We start from the raw sequence: 23,919 nt of genomic DNA, 5'->3' as shown, positions 1-23,919 counted from the left end.
TGTGAAGTGCCACCGCCCGCAGCGCCGCATTACGGAGCCAGCGTTGCCCTTACCAAAACCGTTGTGGGCAGACCACTTGCGTTTTCTTCAGCCGCAGCCCCAGCAGCACTTCGTGGCTGCCCCAGTGGTAGCCCGCCAGCTTCGAAGTGCCCGCATCATAGGAATAGCTCAGGCTAGTGTACTCGTTGAGGTTGAGCCCTACCAACGCCACTACGGCATCGAAAGCGCGAAGCGAACCACCTGCCCAGATAAGGTCGCGGTACTTCAGCTTGGCATTCAAGTCGATAGAAATGGGCGCCGGGCGTACCGATTTCACCAAAACGGAAGGCACCAGTACCCAATCGGAACTTAGGGGCACCCGCAGGCCACCCGTAACGAAATAGTGGCGTTTTAGGGCGTTGCCGGGGGCCAAACGGTTGACTTGGGCATACGAGAAATCCAACTGGTTACCGAGCAGTTGCGCGGCCGAGGCTCCCACGTAAAAAGTGGGGCTATACACCCACAAGCCCACCGTGGCATCCGGCACTCGTGCAGCCTGGCTGCCGGGGTGGTTGTTGGGGTCATGAAATCGAAGCTGCTGCCCATCAATAGCGAATTGCTGCATGCCGGCCGAAACGCCAAGTGCGGCCCGCAGCGTGCGGGTTAAGGCAATGTTGTAGGCGTAAGAGCCGTAGATACCAGCTCGGCTGGTGGGCCCAGTCACGTCGTTGTAGAGCATGGTGCCCAGCGCGTGAAACCCCCGCCGCCAGCCGTGCATATTCTGCTTGGATTTCTGCTGCCGGCCCAACGAGGAGTGGGCACTGGCATAGTAGGTCTTGGGGGCACCTTCCAGCCCGGTCCATTGGGTACGGTAGCTAAGTTTGACATCAATTACATCTTCGGTACCCGCCACGGCGGGGTTGAGTATGTAGTTGTTGTTCATGTATTGGCTGTATTGAGCCTGCTGCTGCGCTTGAGCGGGCCGGGCTGCAAAGCCGGTCAGCATACCAATAAAGACCAAGTGCTGTAGAAATCTTTTCATATAGAACCCTGCTACCAACGAATAGAAAAAACTAAGTGGCTCAGCTAGTAAACCACTGTAAGTGAGCCGCTGTAGGTTTGGCCTTTGCCCAGCGTAATGACATAGTAGTAAGTGCCCAGCGGTGCCGGCTGCCCATTGATTTGGCCGTTCCACTCGTTGGTGCGGCTGTAATTGGTGGTTTTGAACACCTGATTGCCCCAGCGGTTGAACACCGTCACGGCGTTGCCGGTGAAGTCGCCAATCCGGTCGATTTCCCAGGTGTCATCCTGGCCGTCGCCGTTGGGACTGAAGGCGTTAGGAATGCGGATGAGCGGGCGCTTCTTCACTTTCACGGTCACTTGGCTCACATTTTGGCAGCCGCTAGGCCCCGCCGACAGCGTGTATGTGGTGGTGGTGGTGGGCGCCGCAATAGGCTGGAGGCGGTTGCCGTTCACGAAAGTCAGGCCCTGGGCGGGGCTCCAGGTTACCGGGTAATTGCCATCAATTGAGCCTTGCAGCACCACTTCCTGGCCTTCTTCGATTTCTTTGTCCGGCCCGGCATTCACTTTCGCCAATTGGCTGATAGTCACCTTCACCGAGTTAGAGGCTGCCGCGGCCGGCTGATTGCAATTGGTGGTAGTGCGTAGCTTCAACGTCACCTGCTGACCGTCGCGCAGGGTGCTGCTGGTGAAGGTTGCGCCCGTAGCACCGGCTACGTCAGCGCCATCTACCTGCCACTGGTACTGCGGTGCCGTCCCCGTATTCATAGACTGAGCAACCAAGAAAGTGAGCGACGTACCGGGGCACACGGGCATCTCCTGCTGGCTCTCGATGGTGAGGGTGGGAAGCAGAGAAGGGGTAAGCACAACGGTGGCCGTAGCGGCAGCCGTGCCGGTGGCGCAAAACCCAACGGTTGGAGTTATTTCCACCCGCACCTGGTCGCCGTTGGCCAGGGTGCTGCTGGTATAAGTGGGGGTGCTGGCTACTGGCGCGTTGTTTACAAACCAGGAGTACGTTGGGGTTGAGCCCGCGTTAGTGAGGGTGGGGGTGAAGGTGAGGGCCGTGCCGGCGCACTGGGCTGGGGGGGCCGCCAAGGCTACGCCAACCGTCAGTGGCGCTTGCACACGCACTATTACGGGGTTGGATACAGCTGCTTGGCAAGTGCCCGCAGTGGAAGTGGCTTGCCGCCGAAAATGCGTGGTAGTGGTGAGTGGGCCCGGAGCGTAGGTGGCCGCCGTTGCACCAGCAATGGGGTTCCAGGTGATATTGTCAACCGATGATTCCCACTGATACAGGCAGGAGCCGGTACCTCCACCAGCGCCAGCCGTACTGGTGAAAGCCGCCGGAACTGAGGCCGCACAGATAGTTTGATTGCCACCGATGCTGCCCGGAGTTACGGCGGGGAGTACGTTCACAACCACCGTGTTGGCGTAAGCAGTAGCACAGGAGCCAGTGCCCGACGTTACTTGCCGCCGGAAATACGTGGTAGCGGCCAAGATTCCCGGTGCATAGTCGGCGCCCGTTGCGCCTGCAATAGCGCTCCAGGTGGTATTGTTGCCCGACGACTCCCACTGGTAAGAATAGTTGCCCGTACCACCGCCAGCTCCTGCGGTGCTGCTAAGCAGTGCCGGTGCCACGTCGGCACAAACCGTTTGGTTGGTTCCAACAGTGCCAGCCGTAAGCGGAGGCAGAACTGTCAGATTAACGCCATTGGAAGTAGTGGAGCAGTTTGCCCACTGAATTTTAACAGTATATGTACCGGCAGCAGAGGCCACAAACACACTATCATTGAGCACAGAGCCGGCCCCGTTCACTATGGTTGCACCATTGTACCACGTAAACAGAAACCCTGGCCGGGAACCCGCACGCAATGGCACCTGCGTACCAGGGCAAACCGGTCCGGTAGCGGCCATTCGGATGGTAGGAGTAGCAATGGGGGTAACCGGAATGGTATAAGTGGCAATATTTTCAGAGCCGGTACCGTCACTGTCCAGAGCAGTGTAGGTGAATGTGGTGGTGGTGCCGGTGCAGCCCCCTACCGGGGTGTAGGTGAGGCTACCACCGCTGCTGAGGCTGCCAACGCTAGCCACCGGAATCACCTGATTTTCGGTTACCGGAACCCCGTTGTAGCGCAGGACACCACTGGCCGGTAAGCTCTGCACCACGAACGAAGCCACCGTCACGCCCACGCTACCACCCACGTTGATGGTGGCACTCAGCGGCAGAATGGCGGCCGGTACTGCTATGTCGGGAACGGGGGTTGTGGTTTTGGTATCGGCCAATAAGAAGGCGCTGCACGAGCCGAAGTACACATCGTCGAGACCAAAGTCGTTGCCCACGGCCACCTTGTTAACGTCCCGAATTTCAATGGTTATGGGGAAGCCGCTGGCCGGGCCGGGTCCCGAGAAGTACAGGTCCGAAAACTGTACGTATTGCCCTGGCGTGGTGGGCAGCGTGGTTACTACCGACGTGGATTTGCCATCAACTACCAGGCCCAACTGCGCCGGAATGCCGTTGTTGAGGCTAGCCGCATAAGCCGAAAACGAATAGTACCGGTTAGGCAGTACGGTTATCGTTTGCGAATACACTCCCTCCAAGCGCGCTGCCCCGTTCACCATCATAAATTTGTCGGTGGGCCCGGTGCGGCCGGTACCTATGAAATTATTGTGGTAAGTAGTGGAGTTAGTACCTATGGCGTAAGTGCCTTCCTGGTAGAGGCTTGGGACGGAGCTAGGAGTGGCAACAAAATCGTAGCTGGTGGAAAAGCCAGTGTTACCCTGCGTGAAGCTGGGGTTGTTCAACAAGTTCTGCCCGGTTCCCAGCGTGCATACCACGGTGGGGTCGTACACGTTGAGGGTTACAGTTGAGGTGTTGGAACAGGCTGGGAAGGCCCCCGGCTGGCAGATGCTGTAGGTAAAGCTGTCAGATCCTAGGTACCCTGGGTTAGGCGTATATACGTAGCTGCCGTCGGGGTTGATGCTGGTGAGTGTCCCGTTAACCGGGCTGGTACCTAGCGTAACTATAAAGGCTGCATTAGGCAGGTTATCGGGGTTGCTGTCGTTGAGAATAACGTTGCCCGATTTAGCCGTGTTCTTCTGTACCTGGTTGAAGTCGTTACGGGTTACAAACCGGTTGGACTGCGCTACCGCCACACCACTCAACCCCGATAAACCGCTCCATAGCAAAGCCAGAAAAATAAGTCTCTTGTACCACGGGCGTACATCATCACCGCAATAGCAGAAAGCTGCCAAGGGGCCGTGTAAAAAGGACTTTATCTGGCTCAGTAGGAGTATAGTCATGGCATAAGGGTGTAGGATTGATTAAGGAGCTACACGCTGCCCAAGAGGCAATCAAGGTAAAAGGCAATAGTGGAAATATCGTTGCACGTAAAAATACGTGCTAATAGTTTCTCTGGCAACTGCAATAAAATAAGGATTTTAAAGCCTGAAATACTGTTTTAATTACATATTGTGCTGACGCTAAGCAATTGTTATAATTGATCTAAGAATAGCTTTTCATAATTATATGTACAAGAAAAGTATAATCAGAGGCTTGGATAACACGCATAACAGCAAACACATAAGTTGAATAGCTTGAAATGAACTACGCTATTTGTTTGATGGAAGTTTAAAATGCAATAAAAACGGAATTTTATAATAAATCGTATTGATTGATAAAATAAAAACCCAACAACAGGCGCTATTACCGCCTGCTGTTGGGAATCAGGAAAAAGCTGAAAATACAAAAGAGCTTAAGGCTTATCAACTACAGGCTGGGGAGTGAAAAGCAGTTTATCAACCGGGAAGCCCAACTCGTGCGCTTTGCCTACTAGCATGTCACGAAGATTCCGCTTTAGGTGCGGGGTGCGGCTTAGTATCCACAGGTTTTCCCGGCTTGGGGTGCCTACCAAGGCGTAGCGGTAGTCGGAATAGTCGAGGTCCAGTATCCAATAGTCGCCCTCGAAAGGCCAGAAAAATCTGACTTTCAGTTTGGCATTAGTGCCATCTACGGCGCGGGCCACACCTTTAGCCGTTTCAACTGGCCCGTTGATTCCTTCTTGATGGCAGGTGTTGAGCACGCTCACTTTACCATCGGAACGCAGTTTGTACTCGGCGGTAACGTGCTGGCAGCCTTTCTCGAAGCGAGCGGGCAACCGGGCTACCTCGTACCATAAGCCACTGTACTTGTGCAGGTCTACGTACGGTACTGTAGCCAGCGGCGCGTACAGTTTGCGGCGCAAATAACCGTAGGCAGTTAAGCCAGTGGCTACGGCTGCCACGGCCGTAGCAAATAGAACAGGCTTGCGGGTTTTGATGACGTTGGGCATTGCAGAAAAGTAAAGAGGAGCTTGCTTTACGCGTGACCGGGGCCGGAGGATGTAAGTCTGTCAGCTTCTCATCTATAGGGCCTCCATCCGGCGCGTAAAGCAAGCTCCTTTCTGCGCCACTTACTGCAGTGAATTACGTGGGTCCGTCTTGGACTTCATTTCGTAGTCGTGCGGCGGTACGGCACCGGCTAAGTGCTGCACAAAATAGTCCCAGCGGCGGCGCGTCATGTAGGGCGAGTAGGCCCCAAAGCCGTGCGTAGCATTCGGGAATACCACCAGGTCGTAGCTTTTGTTGGCTTTGGTGAGGGCTTCCACTACCAGGAAGGTGTTGTAGGGCGGCACGTTGTTGTCCATCAGGCCGTGCGCCAGCATGAGCTTGCCTTTCAGGTTGCTGGCAAAGGCGGCGTTGGCCTGGTTGTCGTAGTTGGTGGTGCCGTCGGGGTTGGTTTTAAGCAGGCCGATGTAGCGCTCCGCCCAGTCGTCTTCGTAGTTGCGGTTTTCGTGGTTGCCCGACTCAGAAATGCCGACTTTAAAAAAATCGGGGTAGCGGAACATGGCCGCGGCCGTGGCATAGCCGCCGCCCGAGTGCCCCCAGATACCAGCCCGGCTTAAGTCGATGTACGGATACTTCTGAGCCAGTTGCCGCATGCCGGCCACCTGGTCGGAGAGGGTGTTTTCGGCCATGTTGCCGTAGCAGGCATCGTGGTAACTCTTGGAACGCAGCGGATTGCAGGTACCTTCAATCAGCACCACCACAAAACCCAGCTCAGCCAAAGCCTGATGGTCGCCGCGCGCCGCCGAAAACGACCAGCTACCTACGCTGCCACCCTGCGGCCCCGGATAGATGTAATTGATAACCGGATACTTACGAGCCGGGTCGAGGGTGGTAGGCGTGAACATCAACCCGTAGAGGTCAGTTTGGCCGTCCTGGGCTTTCACCGTAATGGGCGTAGGAGCCTTCCAGCCGGTGGCCGCAAGGCGGGAAACGTCGGTTTTCTCTAGCGTCGAAACCAGCTTGCCGTCCATGGAGCGCAGCACGGTGGCACCGGGCCGGTCGGGCTGTGAGTAGCTGTCGAGGAAGTAGCGGCCCGAGGGAGCCAGCATCACTTGGTGGTTGCCGGCTTCTGGGGTGAGCAATTTCAGGTTCTTGCCATCCATCCCAATCCGGTACAGATAGCTGAAATACGGGTTGCCTGGCTCGCGCCCGCCTGCCAAAAAATACAGTTGGCGCTTTTGTTCGTCCACTTCCAGCAGCTGCGTGACCACAAAATTACCCTTGGTAATCTGCTGCTTGAGCTTGCCGGTAGCGGCATCATAGAGGTAGAGGTGACCCCAATTGTCGCGCTCCGAGTACCAGATAACCTCTTTGGTTTTGGGCAGATAGCGCCAGTTGATAGCGTCCTGGCCCGACTCGTACTGGGTGGCTACCGTTTCCGAAAACACGTCCCGCACGGCACCGGTGGTGGCGTCGGCTATGCGCAGCTGCTCCTTTTTATGGTCGCGCGAAGTCGAAACAAAGGCTAGCTGGTCGGCATTAGGGCTCCAGTCTACATCATCAAACGTGCCGCTGCTGGAAATATCGTCGGAGAGGGTGCCGCGGTGTGGGTCGGGTGGGGTTTGCAGGCGCACCACTTTCGGGCTGTTCACTTCCACAATCACCCGCTCGATGGTGATGATGTCTTGGTCGCCGGGCAAGGGGTATTTCCACGCCTTCAGGGTGGGCTTGCCGATGTTGGTGGTTACCAGGTACATGTCGCTCACGTTGCGCTGGTCCTGCCGGAACGTGGCAATCTTGCGCGAATCGGGCGACCAACGCAGCACGGGCCGGCTGCTGGACTTCCAGCCGGCGTTGTCGGTGGCGTAACCGTAGTTCAGTACGCCGTCGGTGGTGAGCTGGGTTTTCTGGTTGGTGCTGGTGTTGCGCACCCACAGATTGTACTCCTGAATGTAGGCCGCCAACTGCCCATCGGGCGACACGATTTCGTTGTCGGCGTTGGGAGTAGCGGCAGGGGCCGGCGTAGTATTGGCCGTTACTTGGTTGCTGGCCAGGCTGTATTGCCAGTTTTTGCCGTTAGCCTCAAAGAAAATTGTCTTCTCATCGGGCGAAAACATGAAGCTGCGAAACGGGAGCCGACTGGCCTCGTAGGTTTTGCCGCTGGCTGCCGATAAAGCCGCCGCTAACCGGCTGTGGTCGAATGCGGCGGTGCGGGTTTTGCGGGCCGGGTCCACTAGTACAAACTCACTGCCCCGCGCTGTCAGCACGCGGTACCAAAACCGGTCGTTGTTCAGCCAATGGGGCTGGCCGGCGCTGCCGTCTACTAGCGCCTGGGTGTTGTAGCCCATGAATTGTTCGGCGCGGGCGTAATCCTGAGTGGTAAGAACAGGCGGCTGCTGGGCCGTGGCCACTGAAACAAAAGAGGCCGTAGCAGCAAAGGCCAGTAAGAACTTGTGCATAGAGGTGGCGAGAAGCCGGCTAAAAGTCAAAGAGTTGGGCGGACGATACTACGAATTACGCCACAATATGCAGCGGTAAGTCCTTGTTACAGCACCACATGAATAGCCGCCTCGTTGCCAGCTTGGTCACGCAGATACAGAGTAGCCGGGCCGCGCAGTGGAGGCCCAACCTTGTCGGTTGATTCCGAAAAAAGCAGGGCGTTTTTGTGCTCGAAGCGCAGCAGGTGAAACTGCCCGTTCACTTCCAGCTTGTAGCTAGCCAGCCCCGACATATCGTCGCCGACCTTGAACGCCACCCCGCCCGGGCCTTTGCGCAGCAGCCGCGCCGAAGGGGGCGTTACGTCGGTGTATAGCTTGAACTGCCCAAAGGCCTTGATAGGCGCCGAAATGGTGTTGCCGTCCCATTTGCCGCCCACGTACGCGCGGCCCCCGTTGGCCGTGACGCTGTAAATGGCGGTGCGCTCTTTGTCGGCTACATCAGTTTCGGGCTTTAGCGTGAGGCGTAAAGGCTTATATAAAGGAGTACGGGGCAGGTGCACGGTCCAAACGCCGGCCTTATAGCCCGTTTGCACATACAGCGTATCGAACAGCGTTTCGCGGCCGAAGCCTAGTTGCAAGTGGCTGGTAGTGAAGGCAAAATCCTGGCCTGACGGGATAAGCGCCTGCCGGTCGAAGCGGCGGGTGATACCGCCGAACTGCATGGAGTCGGGGAGGCCGGCGCGCAGGTCGTAGAGGTAGGTGTTCTCGCTGAGTATGGTGTAGCTGGGACGCAGCGTGAGGCGGCGGTTGCCTTTGAACAGCGTGAGCGGGCCGCCGGTAGCGGCTGTGTCGGGGTCGGCGGCGGTGGCTACCAGCAGGTTGCGGCTAATATCGTAGCGCAGCGTAGGCTTCTTGACTGCCGCCGAGCGGGTTTTGTAGTACACTGGCTGCTGCCCGCGCAGCACAAACCGCAGCGGCGTGGTGTTGCCGTACGAGTCGGCGAGCAGGATTTCCACGGCGTAGAGCTTGCCATCTTCCACCCGCAAGCGGCCTTTGGCGGGGCCAGCGGTATAAATGGTTAGGTCGTTGCCATCGTCCACGAACAGTTTCTCGAACAGTCGGCCCTGCGTGAAGCGCCACTCGTAATCGGTGTGGCGGTTGATTTGGCGCGAGCCTTCCGGAAACGGAATATCGTCCACGACGTGCTTGTAAATCGGAAGGCCGTTCACGCGCACTTCCACCCGTTGCAGCCCGTTTTTGTTCCAGGCTCCATCGAACCGGTCGAAAGCCTGCACCAAGAACCCCACCGTGCCGAAAGCTGGAATGGTATCAGCCCACACGTTGCCGCCGCCGTTGGGCAAAGCTGGCACTTTCGGCACAAACACCGACTTGCCGAATTTGCCCAGCACCCGCGCTTCAATGCTCAGCGCTTCCACTGCAAACGCCTGCAACTGCGGCGCCACGTGGTCCTGAATTTCCGAGAACCCCCCGAACTGCAAGGGGTTCAGCTGGTTGTCTTTGGCGTCGCGCACTTCCCAGTGCAGGTGTGGTCCCGCTGAGCCGCCGGTGTTGCCGGATAGAGCCACCACGTCGCCGCGCTTCACCGGAAACTGATTCTTGTCGAAAAACAGCTCTAGCTCGTAAGTCTGCTTGGTGTATTGCTGGCGCAACAACTCGTCGGCGGAAGCACCTTTGAAGTGGTTGAGGTGGCCGTACACCGTGGTCAGCCCGTTGGGGTGGGTGATGTAGAGCACGTTGCCGTAGCCGTAGCTGCTTTGCTTGAGCCGCGAAATGTAGCCGTCGGCGGCAGCATACACCGGCAAATCCACCCGGCCATCGGTTTTGATGTCGAGGCCGCCGTGGAAGTGGTTGGGGCGCAGCTCGCCCATGCTGCCGGTCAGGAAGTTGGGCTTGCCGGGCTTGATAGGAAACAAGAAGTAGCCATCGGGCACAACGGGCCGCGGGCCGGCGGGGGATGGTGGGTTCTGGCTGAGCGAATCGGTTTCCTGGCCGCCGCAGGAAGCCGGCTGCAACCCCAGGACCAATAATAACAGCGGAAGCAGGGCCACACTCAACAGCCGCCGCGAGGGCGCATTCAACACATCGGGCATTCGCAAAATCAACTACCACGAAACCCGCAGCTAGGCGCTATTGCTAGCGCCCACCGAAGAACTTCGCGGGTATTTACAGGAAAGTATAAAAGCAACTGCGTGCCAAAATTCACGGAACCGGCCGCGGTGCCACTGCCAAACGACGGACAAGGCCAATTGTGCGTCTTGGCAGTCAGAAAAATCAACGATACGCAACAAACTGGCCTAGTATCGGCTGCTATTTCACAGCCAGGTCCAGCATTTTTTCGTCACCGATGTAGCCTGTGAGTTGGTCGCCAATCTGCACGGGGCCTACGCCACTGGGGGTGCCCGTGAAGATTAAGTCGCCCATTTTCAGGGTGATGAACTTGGAAATGTAGCTGATGATGGCGCCGAAATCATGCATCATCAAACTGGAGTTGCCTTGCTGGCGCACTTCGCCGTTCACTTCCAGCCGGAAGTTGATGTCCTTGAGGTCGGGAAAGTCGCTGACGGGCTTGAACGTTTCGCCGAGCGGCGCCGAGCCATCGAAACCCTTGGCCAGCTCCCACGGCAAGCCTTTGCCTTTCAGCTTGCTTTGCAGGTCGCGGGCCGTAAAGTCGATGCCCAGCCCGATGGCATCATAATAGGTGTGGGCAAACTTGGGCTCGATGTTCTTGCCGTTCTTGCAGATGCGCAGCACCAGCTCGATTTCGTGGTGAATGTCCTGCGAGAAATCGGGGTAGAAAAACGGCTGGTTGCGTTGAAGCAACGCCGTGTCGGGCTTGGCGAAGATGACGGGTGCGTCGGGCGTTTCGTTTTGTAATTCGGCAATATGGTCGGCGTAGTTGCGGCCGATGCAGAGGATTTTCATAAAAAGAAAGTAGCGGCTGGGTGGCCAGGTAAGCAGACGGATACTGGGCGACGAACCGGCTACCTGCGTGCCAGAGTACGGCGCCCCAATGCGTGGGCAGGATAGCCAAAATTAGCGCTTAATTCGCGGCCCGGAAACGAAAAACTACCAGAATACTCGCTTATCAGCCGCTTAAAACAATGGCCGCAAACATTTTTCCTGCCTCGTATCGTATAGATAGGGGCCGTGCGGGCAGGCTCCGCGCTGCCGCTCTTGCCGTAGTTCCGCTCCCATCTTTTCTCTCCAACGTCACTTACCATGCTTAAGAAACTTGCCTTAGCTAGCTGCTTGCTTGTAGCTGCTGGCTGCACCACTGTTCCCATCACCGGCCGCCGCCAGCTGAGCCTGGTTTCCGATGCCGAGATGAACGCCATGGCGGTTACCGAGTACCAGAAAGTGCTGGCTTCCAGCAAGGTAATTACCAGTGGCACGCAGGCCGCCATGGTCAAGCGGGTGGGCCAACGCATTCAGCAGGCCGTGGAAACCTATTTCCGCCAGCAAAACCAGTCCAGCCAGCTGGAAGGGTATGCCTGGGAGTTCAACCTGATTGACGACAAGCAGGAAAACGCTTGGTGTATGCCCGGCGGCAAAGTGGCCGTGTACACCGGTATCTTGCCCATTACCCAAGACGAAACCGGCCTGGCCGTAGTGATGGGCCACGAAATTGCACACGCTGTAGCGCGCCACAGCTCGGAGCGGGCCAGCCAGCAGCAAGCGGCGCAAACCGTAGGCGGCGTGGTGTCAACGGCTGTAGGGCAGACGCCCACGCTTAGCCAAAATGTGTTTTTGCAAGCGGTGGGCTTAGGCTCGCAACTGGGGCTGCTGAAATACGGCCGCAGCCAAGAATCGGAAGCCGACCATCTGGGCCTGATTTTCATGGCTATGGCTGGTTACAATCCTGATAAGGCAGTGGATTTCTGGCAGCGCATGGATGCCCGGGAAGGCACGGCTTCGCCACCGGAATTTCTTTCAACTCACCCCTCCAATGGCACTCGGGTAGCGGCAATTCAGCGCGAATTGCCGGAAGCGCGCAAATACTATAAGCCATAACTCAGCGTCGCGTGCTACCTTTCGGTATGAAAAATTCTCTGCGCTTTTGCTCGCGCCTGCTAGTGGCTACCGCTCTGGTGATTACGGGCTTATCGGCCTGTGAAACTTCCAAAAAAGGTATTCCCGAATTCACGTCGCCCGATAAGAGCGACATGGGCAGCCGTAAACAGGAGGCCGTCAGCAAGGTAGTGGCTTCGGTAGGTGAGAAAGGCCTCATCAAGTACTTGGTGCCCCGCGAGCAGCTGGCGCTGGCTTTCAACCGGCAGTTCGGCGACGGTACTGCCATCGACAAAACCATGGTGCGCAAAGTACAAGGCGACCCCAAGGACCCCGCATCGTATTATTTGGTGGGCTTGGGCTTACGCAACGGCATGTTCCGCGGCATGGCCATTCCCCTGACGCTAGTTTCCGACAAAGAGCTTTCCGTGCGGTCGAATGCCTCGCGTTACATCATTACGGGAGTGGGTTGTACGTTCTGCTTTTTCAATTTCGAGAGCAACGACATTGTGGGTACCACCTGCGAGGAAAACACCGGCGGCAGCAGCTGCGACCTACGAATACAGGAAGGCAATACACTCTTTTCGCGCTAGATATGCTGAGTCGTAAATGGATTATGCGCCTTTCGCTCACGGCAGTGGCCCTGCTGCTCACCACCGACCGGCGCCGACCGAAACCTGAGTTGGCACCTAAGCCTCCCCAGCCTGAGGAATAAAAAAAGCCCGCCATCAGGCGGGCTTTTTTTATTGTTGCAAGTTCAAATCAGGCAAGTGCCGGTGCTTCATGCCGCTGTTTCGATGAAGCGGGCAATGCGGCTCACCAGCAAATCTGGATTTACGCGCTCCAACGGGTGCGGCGTGTTCATGAGTATCTCGAAGGTGGCATGGGGCATGTAGTCGGCGAAGTGGCGCGCGGCATCTACGCCGGTCGTTTTGTCTAGCTCGCCCACCATTATTTGCACGGGAGTATTGAGCGTAGCCAAGTTGGCGGTGGTGAGCAGCGGCCGGGAACCGAGGCCGCGCAACATTGCCGCCGTAGCCGCCAGCAACTCGGGCAGAGGCGTAGGAGCGTGCAGCTTCTCTAAATGAGCAGCAAACTCGGGTACTTTCGCGCGCATTTTGTCGGGGTCAAGAAAGCGGCTTTCCAGCGCGGCCGTGGCCGGCGACCAGTCGAGCTTGGTGCCCAGGGTAGTAACGCTCCGGATGATAGTAGGCGCCGCCAGCGCCGCCACCAGCGCCGCGTAGCCGCCCATGCTGTACCCAAACACATGCACCGACGTCAGGCCTTTCTCTTCAATAAACTGCGTCACTTGCTCGGCAAAGCCCACCATCGAAAACGTAGCGGCATCCAACGGCTGGCCCGCGTGCCCGCTGAACGAAAACGTGTGAACGTGGTAAAACGCCGATAACTCACGCGCCAACGGCTTCAGCTGGGCTTCCGACGCTAGTGCGCCGTGCAGCAGGAGCAAAGATTGTTTCATATGATTGATTCTCAGTGCCTGATGTATCAGTGCCTAGTGCGTAGGTCATTGTGATGAGTGTTCAAAAGAACAGCCTGAGCACTACGCACCAAGCAATAGGCACTAATACGCTATTGCACCACTTCAGCGGCTAGCTGTTTCAAATCTAGGCCATCGAACGTGCCCGACGACATCATCAACAGGTTGGCGTCCTGCCAGTTCTGCTGATGCAGAAACTCCGCTAGCTGCTTGCTGTCGGTGAACACCTGCAAATCGGGGCGGCCGAAAGCTTGGGCCACTTGCTCGGGGGCCAACGGCGCGAGGCGCTTGTGCTCCAGTACCTGCGGGTTGAAATACACCACGGCTACGTCGGGGGCATCGAACGTATGCGCGTATTGCGGCAGGAAGGCCGGGTTGAGGCTGCTGAACGTGTGCAGCTCCAGGCAAGCCACCAGCCGGCGCTTCGGAAATTGCTTCTTGAAGGCTGTGGCCGTGGCCTTCAGCTTGCTGGGTGCGTGGGCAAAGTCCTTGTACACCACCGAGCCCGCTCCTTCGGCTACCTTTTCTAGCCGCCGTGCTGCGCCCTTAAACGTAGCCAGCGCCTCATAAAACGACTTGCTCTTGATACCGAGCTGTTTGCAGACCTCTTTGGCCGCCGAAATATTGCGCAGATTATGCTCGCCAAACACCTGCACGGGTACTTTCTCGTCTTTCTTGTTCAGCAGAAACGTGTTGCCATCCTTGATAACGTGCTCGTGCGGACCGTAGCCGATGTATTCCACATCGGGGTGGCTGGGCACAGTTACCAGCTGCACCTGCTCGTCGTCTTGGTCGTAGATGAGGGTACCAGCTTTGGGCGTCATCTCGGCAAAAATCTTGAACTGCTCCCGGTAGATTTCCTCGGTCGGAAACACGTTGATATGGTCCCAGCTGATGCCGGAAATCACGCCAATGTGGTGCTGGTACAAGTGGAACTTCGGCCGCCGGTCGATGGGGGAGGATAGGTACTCGTCGCCTTCAATGATGATGATGGGGGCATCCTCCGTGAGCTGCACCATCAAATCAAAGCCTTCCAGCTGGGCTCCCACGGCGTAGTCAAACGTGCGGCCGTGGTGGCGCAATACGTGCAAAATCAGGGAGGTGATGCTGGTTTTGCCGTGTGAGCCGCCAATTACCACCCGCTGCTTGTCGCGGGAGGCCTCGTAAATAAACTCCGGGAATGAGTACACCCGCAGCCCTAATTCCTGCGCCCGTAGCAACTCGGGGTTGTCGGGGCGGGCGTGCATGCCTACAATCACGGCGTCGAGGTCGGCGGTGATTTTCTCGGGAAACCAACCCTCCTGCGCGGGTAGCAACCCGGCCGCCTGTAGCCGGCTTTTGGCGGGCTCAAATATCTCGTCGTCGGAGCCCGTGACCTGAGCCCCCCTTTTGAGCAAGGCCAGGGCCAGGTTGTGCATAATGCTTCCGCCGACGGCAATCAGGTGGAGGCGCTGGAGGGAGGAGGTCGGAGAGACAGTCATTCAGGCAGAAGGAAGGAAAGCGGGCGGCAAAGGTACATTGATGTGCTGATTGTTGATTGGTGATGTGTTGATTGTCGCTTTTTAGTGTGCCAATCAACCATCACCAATCGACCTGTCACCAATCAATCAGTCAACCAAAAGAAACCTTTCGGCCTGCTTCCGGATTGTAGGGCGCAGCCGTTAGCTTTGTGCCCCCTTGAAAAATATTGGGTGAGAAGTGGAGTTATTAGGAACGCGAATCCTGAGTAGCGCAACTTAAAAACTGCCCGAACCTGCTTACCTTGTAGTACCGACCCACGTGATGAATGACCGGATGGATGACCGTTTGAAACTATCAGCCTCGCGCGCTAAAGCCGCCTGGAACAGCCGCCCGGCGGTGGTTCCTGCGGGTGGCCCGGCTGGTAAGCTACCGCCGCAGGCACTAGAGCTGGAAGCGGCAGTATTGGGCGCGCTCATGCTCGAAAAAGACGCCCTTACCACTGTAATCGATATTCTCAAGGAGCGGAGCTTTTACAAGGATGGGCACCAGCGCATCTTCAAAGCCATCCTCAATCTGTTCGACAAATCGGAGCCGATTGACATTCTGACGGTCACGCACGAACTGCGCGAGATGGGCGAGCTGGAAGCCGCCGGCGGGGCGCATTACGTGGCCAACCTCACGTTCAAGGTCAACTCGGCGGCCAACGTGGAGTACCACGCCCGCATCATCACCGAAAACGCCATCAAGCGCGAGCTAATCAATATTGCCAGCACCATTCAGCGCGACGCTTTCGAGGATACCACCGACGTGTTCAACTTGCTCGACAACACCGAGCAGGCGCTGTTTGAAGTATCGGAGTCGAACATTCGCAAGAACTTCGACGACATGCGCAGCCTGATGGGTAAAGCCATCAAAGAGCTGGAAGAAAAGAAAAATCAGAAAGACGGCCTCACCGGCGTACCCTCGGGCTTCTCGGCTCTGGACCGGGTTACCTCGGGTTGGCAACCCTCTGACCTTGTGATTATTGCCGCGCGCCCCGGCATGGGTAAGTGTCTCGGCAAGGGTACAAAAGTGCTGATGTTCGACGGTGACCTGCGCAACGTGGAAGACGTGCAGGCCGGCGACCTGCTGATGGGCGACGATTCCACGCCGCGCCGGGTGCTGAGTATTGCGCGGGGCCGGGAAAACATGTACTGGATACGCCAGAACAAGGGCGACGACTACCGCGTGAACGAGAGCCATATTCTCTCCCTGAAGCGCAGCCGCACCGAGGGCCCGCACCGCCACGGCGACGTGCTCAACATCACCGTGAAGGATTATCTGGCTAAAGGGCCGAAGTTCCGCTCCAACTACAAAGGCTACAAAGTGCCCGTGGAGTTTGCCGCGCAGGAACTGCCCGTAGACCCTTACTTCCTGGGCGTATGGCTCGGCGACGGGGCTTCCGATAATTGCCGCATTACCGGTCAGGATCAGGAAATTATTGATTACCTGCATGAATACGCCGCCACGCTGGACATGCAGGTAACGGTGGGCATAGTGGAAAACCGCTGCAACAGCTACGGCATTACCCGCGGCCGGCAGGGCGGCAGCATTGCCGAGTACTCTTTGCAAGACGAGCTGCGGCAACTGGGAGTGCTGGGCAACAAGCACATTCCCCGCGCCTACGCCATCAACTCTACGGAAAACCGCCTGCGGTTGCTGGCCGGCCTCATCGACAGCGACGGGCACTTGGACCCGGTTTCCAACGGCTACGAAATCACCCAGAAAAACCAGCGGCTAGCTCGCCAAATCAAGTTCCTGGGTGATTCGTTAGGTTTTCGCACTTCACTTACCAAGAAAAAAGCCACCATTTCCAGCATCGGCTACGAGAGCGAAGTATGGCGGGTACGCCTGTACGGCGACATCAACCGGGTGCCGGTGCGGGTGGCCCGCAAAAAAGCGCAGCCCTGGGCTTCGCCGGTCGATTGGCGCCAGACCGGCATTTCGGTGGAGTTTGATAAGGTAGACGACTATTACGGTTTCGAAATCGACGGTAACCGGCTGTTTTTGTTGCAGGACATGACCGTGACGCATAACACGGCATTCGTAGTATCGGCGATGCGCAACGCGGCGGTGGAGTTCAAGAAGCCGGTGGCCATCTTCTCGCTGGAAATGTCGTCGTTGCAGCTCGTGAATCGTTTGATTTCGGCCGAGGCCGAGCTGGATTCCGAGAAAATCAAGAAAGGCAACCTCGCCGACTATGAGTGGGCCCAGCTCAACCACAAGATTTCGGCCTTGTCGTCGGCCCCGATTTACATTGACGATACGCCGGGCCTGAGCATCCGGGAGCTGCGCACCAAATGCCGCCGCCTGAAAGCGCACCACGATATTTCGATGATTATCATCGACTACTTGCAGCTGATGACCGGCAACACCGACGGCAAAGGCGGCGGCAACCGGGAGCAGGAAATTGCCAGTATCTCGCGGGCACTCAAAGGCATTGCCAAAGAGTTGAACGTGCCGGTACTAGCCCTGTCGCAGCTTTCCCGCTCGGTGGAAACCCGCGGCGGTGACAAGAAGCCGCAGCTAAGTGACCTGCGCGAATCGGGCTCTATCGAGCAGGACGCCGACATGGTGGTGTTCCTCTACCGGCCGGAGTACTACAAGATTACCGAGGACGAAATGGGCAACCCCACCCAAGGTACCGGCGAAGTAATCATTGCCAAGCACCGGAACGGGTCCTTGGAAACGGTGCAGCTCAAGTTCATCGGTAAGTTCACCAAGTTTGCCGACCTCGACGGGGCCGGTGGTTTCGGCGACGCGGGCAGCTTCAACACCGGCGCCTTCCCCAGCAGCACCTTCGACGAAGACCCCTCGGCCTTCGCCCCCAATACCATCCGGCTTGGCTCCCGCATCAACAACGACGGTCCGCCGCCGGCCCAGCCCTTCCCCCGCAGCAACTTCGACGACGGCCCGCCGCCGTTTTAAATCTTCAGCTTTGAAAGCGTCAGTCGGCAGCGGCTGGCGCTTTTTTGCTATTCTGGTGTATGAAAAAGGTAAACATTCAGCTGTTGCCAGTGCTATTATTGAGTTTGTCGTGTAGCGTTATTGGCTGTGCTCAGAGTAAGCAGGAGCCAGCATCTGGTCAGAAAGCTGCTATAGAGCTTTTGCAAGCCGCTCTGAAAGATTCGACACTTCACAATGTGGTGTCTTCACAGAAGATGCTGATTGGAAGCAGCACTGTAGCTGTGCAAGTTGCTGAACCCATTCTATTCAATATTTACGGTAAGGAAAACATTCAAAGCCAACGGCCCTACACCGTACACTTAATTGATAACTATTGGGTGTTGGCCGGAAGGTTGCCAGCAGGGTACGAAGGCGGTACTTTCCTTCTAATTATGGATGCAAGAAACAGCAAGGTTATCCGGATTACGCACGGGAAATAGCGGTTCAAAAGTTTTCAACAACTTGCCTCACATGAAAAACCTGCTTCGCCCCGACCTGAATTTCCGCCTCAACGGCCGCCTGTGGGTGGAAACCGACGACGACCGGTACATGGGCATTGGGCGGCTGGAATTACTGTCGCAGATTCAGGAGCAGGGCTCGATTTCCAAGGCGGCGCAGCAGATGGGCATGTCGTACAAGCGGGCCTGGGACCTGGTAAGTTCGTTGAACGCGCAGTCGGCTAGGCCAGTGGTGAATACGCAGGCCGGGGGCAAGCGGGGCGGGGGAGCCGAAGTAACCGCTGAGGGGCAACAGTTGCTTCAGGAGTTCAGGGAGTTGCAGGAGCGGTTTCAGGCGTTTCTGCGGGCTGAGGCGGCGCGGCTGCTGTAAAAGTTCACACTCAGCACTAGCCAGAAAGCTGTCTGAAATACTAATACCAACAATTTGCTCGCGCCTGCGTTATGTTTGAAAGAATATAACGACTTGTATGCCCAATTCTACTCACCGCGCCCTGCTTCTATTTCCTTTTCTGCCTTTCCTGTCGAAGCCGATGCTCACACAGGCGCAGCAGCGGGTACCTGCTGATACCACCCGCCAGAAAGTGACGCTAGGGGAGGTGGTGGTAGCAGCTTCCAAAGTGGAGGAGAGCTTCTTACAGTCGCCGGTGACGGTGGAGAAGCTCAGCGCGCGGCAGTTGCGGCTCACGCCGGCGCCGTCGTTTTTTGATGCCATTGAGCACCTGAAAGGCGTGCAGGTGATTACGCCCAGCCTCAGCTTCAAGGTAATAAACGCCCGGGGCTTCACGAATACCACCAACGTGCGGTTTGCGCAGCTCGTGGACGGCATCGACAACCAGGCTCCGCACATTGGCGGCCCGATTGGTAACGTATTGGGGCCGAGTGACCTGGATATCAGCTCGGTGGAAATAGTGCCGGGCACGGCGGCGGCGCTGTACGGCCTGAACGCCATCAACGGGCTGGCCAACTTCAGCACCCGCAACCCGTTCCGGAGTGAGGGGCTGAGCGTACAGCAGAAGGTGGGCATCAACCACCTGCATGACCCCAGCAGCAGCGCAAAGCTGTTCTCGGAAACCAGTGTGCGTTACGCCAAGGTGCTGGCGCACAAGCTGGCCTTTAAGGTGAACGGTACTTACCTGCGCGGCTACGACTGGATTGCCAACGACCAAACTGAGCTGAACCCCAACGGCAATGCCACCACCGGCTTGTTCGGTACGGAAAACCCCGCCCGCGACCAAGTGAACCGCTACGGCAACGAATCATCCAACCGCAGTACGCTCACGCTGGGCGGCAAAAGCTACCAAGTAGCGCGCACTGGCTACAACGAGCAGGAGGTAGTGGATTACCAGCTGCAAACCATCAAATACGATGCGGCGCTGCACTACAAGCTGGGCGGCAGCGCCGAGCTGGCTTACACCTACCGCGGCACCGTGCTCGACAACGTGTACCAACGCTCCAACCGGTTCCGGCTGGAAGACTACCACCTCCAGCAGCACGCCTTGCAGCTGACTACGCCAGTGGTACAAGCCCGTGCCTACCTCACCACCGAAAACACCGGCAAGAGCTATAACCTTCGTTCCGCGGCCGAAAACCTGGACCGTAGCTACAAGGCCGATACAGACTGGAACCGGGAGTACAGCACCGCTTGGAACGCCGCTACCACCAACGGCCAGACCGTAGCGCAAGCCCACGCCACCGCCCGCGCCGCCGCCGATGCCGGCCGCTTGCAACCCGGCACGGCCGAGTTCAAGCAGCGCCTGGCTGAGCTGGCCGACATCAACAACTGGGATGCCGGGGCCGCCCTGCGCGTGAAGGCCGATTTGGTGCACGCCGAAGGGCAGGTAAACCTGGCCGAGGCGCTGCGGCGGGGTGGTACCCAACTGCCGGCCAACTACGATGTGCTGGTGGGAGCCGACCACCGCACCTACCTCATCCAGCCCGACGGCAACTACTTCATCAACCCCGAAAGCGGCAAAGACCCGCTCCGCGACAACCTCACCTACAGCAAAACCGGCGGCTTCGTGCAGGCCGGGGCCCGGCTGCTCGATGAGCGAATCCGGCTGACGGCCACGTTGCGGGCCGACAAGAACGACTACTTCAGCATGCGGTTCAACCCGCGCTTTACGGCGGTGTATTCGCCCACGCGGCAGCACAATTTCCGGGTGAGCTACCAGAGCGGCTACCGGTTTCCGAGCTTGTTTGAAGGCTTTTCCAACGTGAACAGCGGGCAGGTGAAGCGCATTGGCGGACTCAGGGTGATGTCGGATGGGGTGTTCGAGAACAGTTACCTGCGCAGCTCTATTGATGGCTTCAACGCGGCCGTAACGCGTGACCGGAACACCAACGGCCAAACCCTGGCCCAGGCCATTGCAAGCAACCAGGGGCAACTGGTGAAGACGCCCTACACCTACCTCAAGCCGGAGCACATCAACTCGTTGGAAGCGGGCTACAAGGCAGCGTTACTGTCCGATGGCCGGCTGCTGGCCGACGTGGATTTCTACTACAACACGTACCGCGACTTTATTGCGCAGGTGGAAGCCTACGTGCCTGTCAACGCCGCCGGCGAGCCACTCAACCCCGGCACCGACCTCAATACCATTGCCACTGCCCTCAATGCCCGCGCCGGCCAAGCCCGCTACCGCCTCTGGACCAACTCCCAAAGCCAGGTATACAACTACGGCGGCTCCCTGGGGTTGCGCTACGACGTGGCGGGCGGCTACCTGGCTGGCGCCGGCGTCACCTACACCCGCCTCGACCGCACAGAATCCGGCGACGGACTGGAAGATGGATTCAACACGCCGCGCTGGGCTTACAACCTGAGCGTCGGCAACGAGAAGGTGGTGCAGAACTTCGGCTTCGGGCTGAACTACCGCTGGCAGGCCCGCTACTACTCCCAAACCTTTCTGGTGAATGGCTACGTGCCCGCCTACCACACCCTCGACGCCCAACTCAGCTACACCGTGCCCACGCCCAATCTGCGCTTCAAGCTTGGGGCCAGCAACTTACTCAACAACTACTACGTGAGCTACCTCGGCGGCCCCAGCGTGGGCGGGCTGTACTATTTGCAGGTAACGTACGGGCTGTAGGGTTAGGCTGCACTGGAAATAGAAACACAATGGTTGGTTCCTGCCTCCAATACAGTAAGCGAAACGCCGCCTCTGTTCTTAAATAGGGGCGGCGTTTTAGATAATGGTTGGAAACTAAAGACTGGCAACCAGCTCAGTCAAGGCGGCTTTTACGGTGGGAAAGTGCGTGCAGACTCTAGGGTCCATGATATTGCCACCGAAGCCAACTTCCTCTTCTGAAGCTTTACGAGTTAGCTTCTGCAACTCCGGTTTCAGGGCTTTGGGTTGATGCTCGACTAAAGTTTTAATGGCTATAACCTTTGCGAAATCCCCCATTTTTTTGTCGCTAAGCAGTGCTACCAGTTGAGTGTTGGCTTCAGGGCTGTTGTTAGCTGTTAGCGCACGGGCGGCCGATACTTGTGCGTGGAAGTTCTCCGTGTTATGTAGGAAAGGTAAAATAGCTGCGTAATATTCTGTAAGCCCAAGATGATAGATGGTTTCCAAGGCGGCGTGCTGGCGAAAGAACTCAGCCATTCCTTCTTCATTGAGCTGAGCAGGCGAGCGGGCTAATTGCTCACTTATGTAGGAGCGTACAGCAGCTGTTGCATATGGCTGGCCGTGGCTGTGCTGAAAAATAGCTGTCATAGTCAACTCATAAATGGAGCGTTCCACTACGCCACGGTGGTAGCTGTGTCTATAAGTGGCCGCCACTTTCCGTCCTGAAACAGGCGCGAAGCCTGTGGTAGGCGTTGCTATGCTATAGTTGCCAGCCGAGTTCTTCTTTAAAAAGAAGTAAGCTGTATCCATCTTGCCTAAATGAAGTTCTGGACCATGACCACCCGACGTACTGCATATATCTAATAGGTAGAAATCGGTAAGGTCGAGGGTGCCTGTGAGAGCAGGTCCACCCAGGGTTTGCAGAATAGTAAGGGTTGCCTTCTGCTATTAGATTCCACCACGTGGGCCAACACAAAGTAATCAGCCTCTTTTACCACCCGTTCATGCCAGGGCTCATCCCATGTGGTGGCGTGAGCAACGCTAGAGGCTGTCAGCAACAGCAAGCAGGTGCATAAGCAGCAGAATTTAAATTGCCAGTTTAACATCGGAAAAGAATAAAGGACTTGGAAGATAGAAGCAGTAATACTAACGCCTTTTACCTGATTTTAGCATCTGATTTTAATCTGCTTATGTCCAGCGCGCTTCACACGTATTTCCAAGGCAAACTGCAACTCACCGCAACTCAACTCAATGAGCTGGAACCGCTGTTCACGCCGCGCCATCTGGCCAAGCACGAGGTGCTGACGCGGCAGGGAGAAACCAGCCGCTACGGGGCGTTTGTGGTGCAGGGCTGTCTGCGCAGCTTCGTGACGGATGAGCGCCAGAAAGAGCATATCCTGCAATTTGCGCCTGAAACCTGGTGGATTTCCGACCAGCACAGCCTGACGCGCCACGAGCCGGCCTTATTCTCCATTGACGCCATAGAAGCATCTGACGTACTGCTGTTTGGAGCGGAGTTCTACGCACTCCTGCAAACGTTCGGGCCGGAGTTTCAGGCGTTTTTCTATCGGCTGCTTCAGAACAGCTTGGTGGCCATGCAGCGGCGGCTGATTGGGGTGCTGAGCGAACCAGCCGAAACCCGTTATCAGGATTTTCTGCACCTATATCCCACGCTGGCCCGGCGGCTGCCGCTACGCTACATAGCAGCTTACCTGGGCATCACGCCCGAATCGTTGAGTCGGATTCGGGGCGAGTTGGCGCGTCGGCACTAGGGCATGGTGTACGCGCTGTATTCAAAAGAATATAACGCAAATTAGACAGAGCCTAGTGTCGAGCTTGCTGCCAAACAGGGCTTATTTAGAATGGATATAGCTAATCCGTTAAAAGAAGCGAGATTAAGCCGTAACGGCAGGTGAAATGTAATATAGGATTATAAATAGTATAAATATTGGGGAATTGGTAACGCAAGCCTTGCCGCTGGCGTAAGTACCTACCACTGTTAAGCTGCACGGGCATCTGAGCAGGCGCCATCATCTTTCAACTCCCCATTCCTCTCTATGATACAGCAACCGACCAACACTGCGGGCGGAGCTACTTCGTTGCCGGCGCCACCGTCGGCGGGTAGCGTTACGCTCACCATCAACGGGGTGCAACGCCACATGCAGCTAGCGCCCTGGACCACGCTGCTCGATGCCCTGCGCGAATACGCCGACCTCACCGGCACCAAAAAAGGCTGCGACCATGGCCAGTGTGGGTCTTGCACGGTGCTCGTAAACGGCAAGCGCATCAACAGCTGCCTCACGCTGGCCGTGATGCAGGAAGGCAACGAAATTACCACCATCGAAGGCCTCGGCCAGCCCGAGAGCCTAAGCCCCTTGCAGCAAGCTTTCATCGACCACGACGCCTTCCAGTGCGGCTACTGCACCCCCGGCCAGATCTGCTCGGCTCAGGGCCTGCTCAACGAGGGCCGCGCCCACACCGAAGACGAAATCCGGGAGCTGATGAGCGGCAACATCTGCCGTTGCGGTGCCTACGTGGGCATTCTGGCCGCTGTGAAAGAAGTGGTAGACAAGCAGAGTGAGATAGTGAAATAGTGAGTTGGTGAGTTTCTCGTTCGGCTGGCCCAAGTGCGCCACTAGCCTGAACGGAACCTTAGATCCAACTCCACT

Annotated in this window: 17 protein-coding genes; 8 read left to right on the top strand and 9 right to left on the bottom strand. The window is 57.2% G+C overall.

Annotated elements, in window-relative coordinates; all coding sequences use genetic code 11:
- Nucleotides 1-49: 49 nt before the first annotated feature.
- The 6 genes from J0X19_RS09220 to J0X19_RS09195 form a co-directional block, all read right to left on the bottom strand.
- Nucleotides 50-1,021: a PorP/SprF family type IX secretion system membrane protein gene (locus J0X19_RS09220; RefSeq protein ID WP_206984046.1), complete on the bottom strand. Its 972-nt coding sequence runs from the start codon at nt 1,019-1,021 to the stop codon at nt 50-52.
- Between the two features lie 44 nt (nt 1,022-1,065).
- Nucleotides 1,066-4,299 (bottom strand): T9SS type B sorting domain-containing protein, encoded by a 3,234-nt coding sequence (locus J0X19_RS09215; protein ID WP_206984045.1) that lies wholly within the window; start codon nt 4,297-4,299, stop codon nt 1,066-1,068.
- A gap of 452 nt (nt 4,300-4,751) precedes the next feature.
- Nucleotides 4,752-5,327, bottom strand: coding sequence for a lipocalin family protein (locus J0X19_RS09210; protein ID WP_206984044.1), 576 nt, complete (start codon nt 5,325-5,327; stop codon nt 4,752-4,754).
- A 120-nt stretch (nt 5,328-5,447) separates the two neighbouring features.
- Nucleotides 5,448-7,781 carry a S9 family peptidase gene (locus J0X19_RS09205; RefSeq protein WP_206984043.1) on the bottom strand — a complete coding sequence of 778 codons (2,334 nt, stop codon included), beginning with the start codon at nt 7,779-7,781 and terminating at the stop codon, nt 5,448-5,450.
- A gap of 86 nt (nt 7,782-7,867) precedes the next feature.
- A complete protein-coding gene (locus J0X19_RS09200) occupies nt 7,868-9,871 on the bottom strand; it encodes a M23 family metallopeptidase (RefSeq protein ID WP_206984042.1) in 2,004 nt (667 codons plus the stop codon).
- Nucleotides 9,872-10,088: 217 nt separating this feature from the next.
- The gene (locus tag J0X19_RS09195) at nt 10,089-10,703 is read right to left on the bottom strand and encodes a fumarylacetoacetate hydrolase family protein (protein ID WP_206984041.1); all 615 of its coding nucleotides are present in this window, start codon (nt 10,701-10,703) and stop codon (nt 10,089-10,091) included.
- Nucleotides 10,704-11,000: 297 nt separating this feature from the next.
- Between J0X19_RS09195 and J0X19_RS09190 the strand changes: the two genes are divergently transcribed.
- Nucleotides 11,001-11,792 carry a M48 family metallopeptidase gene (locus J0X19_RS09190; RefSeq protein ID WP_206984040.1) on the top strand — a complete coding sequence of 264 codons (792 nt, stop codon included), beginning with the start codon at nt 11,001-11,003 and terminating at the stop codon, nt 11,790-11,792.
- Between the two features lie 26 nt (nt 11,793-11,818).
- A complete protein-coding gene (locus J0X19_RS09185) occupies nt 11,819-12,382 on the top strand; it encodes a hypothetical protein (protein WP_206984039.1) in 564 nt (187 codons plus the stop codon).
- A gap of 188 nt (nt 12,383-12,570) precedes the next feature.
- Here J0X19_RS09185 and J0X19_RS09180 read toward each other — a convergent pair whose 3' ends face one another.
- Together J0X19_RS09180 and J0X19_RS09175 are read right to left on the bottom strand one after the other, a co-directional pair.
- Nucleotides 12,571-13,269 carry an alpha/beta fold hydrolase gene (locus J0X19_RS09180; protein WP_206984038.1) on the bottom strand — a complete coding sequence of 233 codons (699 nt, stop codon included), beginning with the start codon at nt 13,267-13,269 and terminating at the stop codon, nt 12,571-12,573.
- A gap of 110 nt (nt 13,270-13,379) precedes the next feature.
- Nucleotides 13,380-14,768 (bottom strand): UDP-N-acetylmuramate--L-alanine ligase, encoded by a 1,389-nt coding sequence (locus J0X19_RS09175; protein ID WP_206984037.1) that lies wholly within the window; start codon nt 14,766-14,768, stop codon nt 13,380-13,382.
- A 301-nt stretch (nt 14,769-15,069) separates the two neighbouring features.
- On the opposite strand from J0X19_RS09175, the gene dnaB reads away from it, so the two are divergent.
- The 4 genes from dnaB to J0X19_RS09155 all read left to right on the top strand — a co-directional run bounded on the left by dnaB (nt 15,070) and on the right by J0X19_RS09155 (nt 21,274).
- A complete protein-coding gene (gene dnaB / locus J0X19_RS09170) occupies nt 15,070-17,715 on the top strand; it encodes a replicative DNA helicase (RefSeq protein ID WP_206984140.1) in 2,646 nt (881 codons plus the stop codon).
- Between the two features lie 59 nt (nt 17,716-17,774).
- Nucleotides 17,775-18,173, top strand: a complete 399-nt coding sequence (locus tag J0X19_RS09165) for an NTF2 fold immunity protein (RefSeq protein ID WP_206984036.1) — start codon at nt 17,775-17,777, stop codon at nt 18,171-18,173.
- A gap of 31 nt (nt 18,174-18,204) precedes the next feature.
- Nucleotides 18,205-18,561: a winged helix-turn-helix domain-containing protein gene (locus J0X19_RS09160; RefSeq protein ID WP_242582328.1), complete on the top strand. Its 357-nt coding sequence runs from the start codon at nt 18,205-18,207 to the stop codon at nt 18,559-18,561.
- Between the two features lie 97 nt (nt 18,562-18,658).
- On the top strand, nt 18,659-21,274 hold the full coding sequence (locus tag J0X19_RS09155) for a TonB-dependent receptor (protein ID WP_206984035.1): 2,616 nt from the start codon (nt 18,659-18,661) through the stop codon (nt 21,272-21,274).
- Nucleotides 21,275-21,388: 114 nt separating this feature from the next.
- Here the strand turns inward: J0X19_RS09155 and J0X19_RS09150 are convergent, their stop codons facing one another.
- Nucleotides 21,389-22,060, bottom strand: a complete 672-nt coding sequence (locus J0X19_RS09150) for a HEAT repeat domain-containing protein (RefSeq protein ID WP_206984034.1) — start codon at nt 22,058-22,060, stop codon at nt 21,389-21,391.
- Nucleotides 22,061-22,440: 380 nt separating this feature from the next.
- Between J0X19_RS09150 and J0X19_RS09145 the strand changes: the two genes are divergently transcribed.
- Together J0X19_RS09145 and J0X19_RS09140 are read left to right on the top strand one after the other, a co-directional pair.
- Nucleotides 22,441-23,022, top strand: a complete 582-nt coding sequence (locus J0X19_RS09145) for a Crp/Fnr family transcriptional regulator (protein ID WP_206984033.1) — start codon at nt 22,441-22,443, stop codon at nt 23,020-23,022.
- Nucleotides 23,023-23,307: 285 nt separating this feature from the next.
- Nucleotides 23,308-23,844 carry a (2Fe-2S)-binding protein gene (locus J0X19_RS09140; protein WP_206984032.1) on the top strand — a complete coding sequence of 179 codons (537 nt, stop codon included), beginning with the start codon at nt 23,308-23,310 and terminating at the stop codon, nt 23,842-23,844.
- Nucleotides 23,845-23,919: the final 75 nt, after the last annotated feature.

It is taken from the genome of Hymenobacter telluris (assembly GCF_017313265.1).
Taxonomy (GTDB): domain Bacteria; phylum Bacteroidota; class Bacteroidia; order Cytophagales; family Hymenobacteraceae; genus Hymenobacter; species Hymenobacter telluris.
Note: the sequence above shows the minus strand (reverse complement) of the source record. Positions and strands in the feature narration are given on the sequence as shown.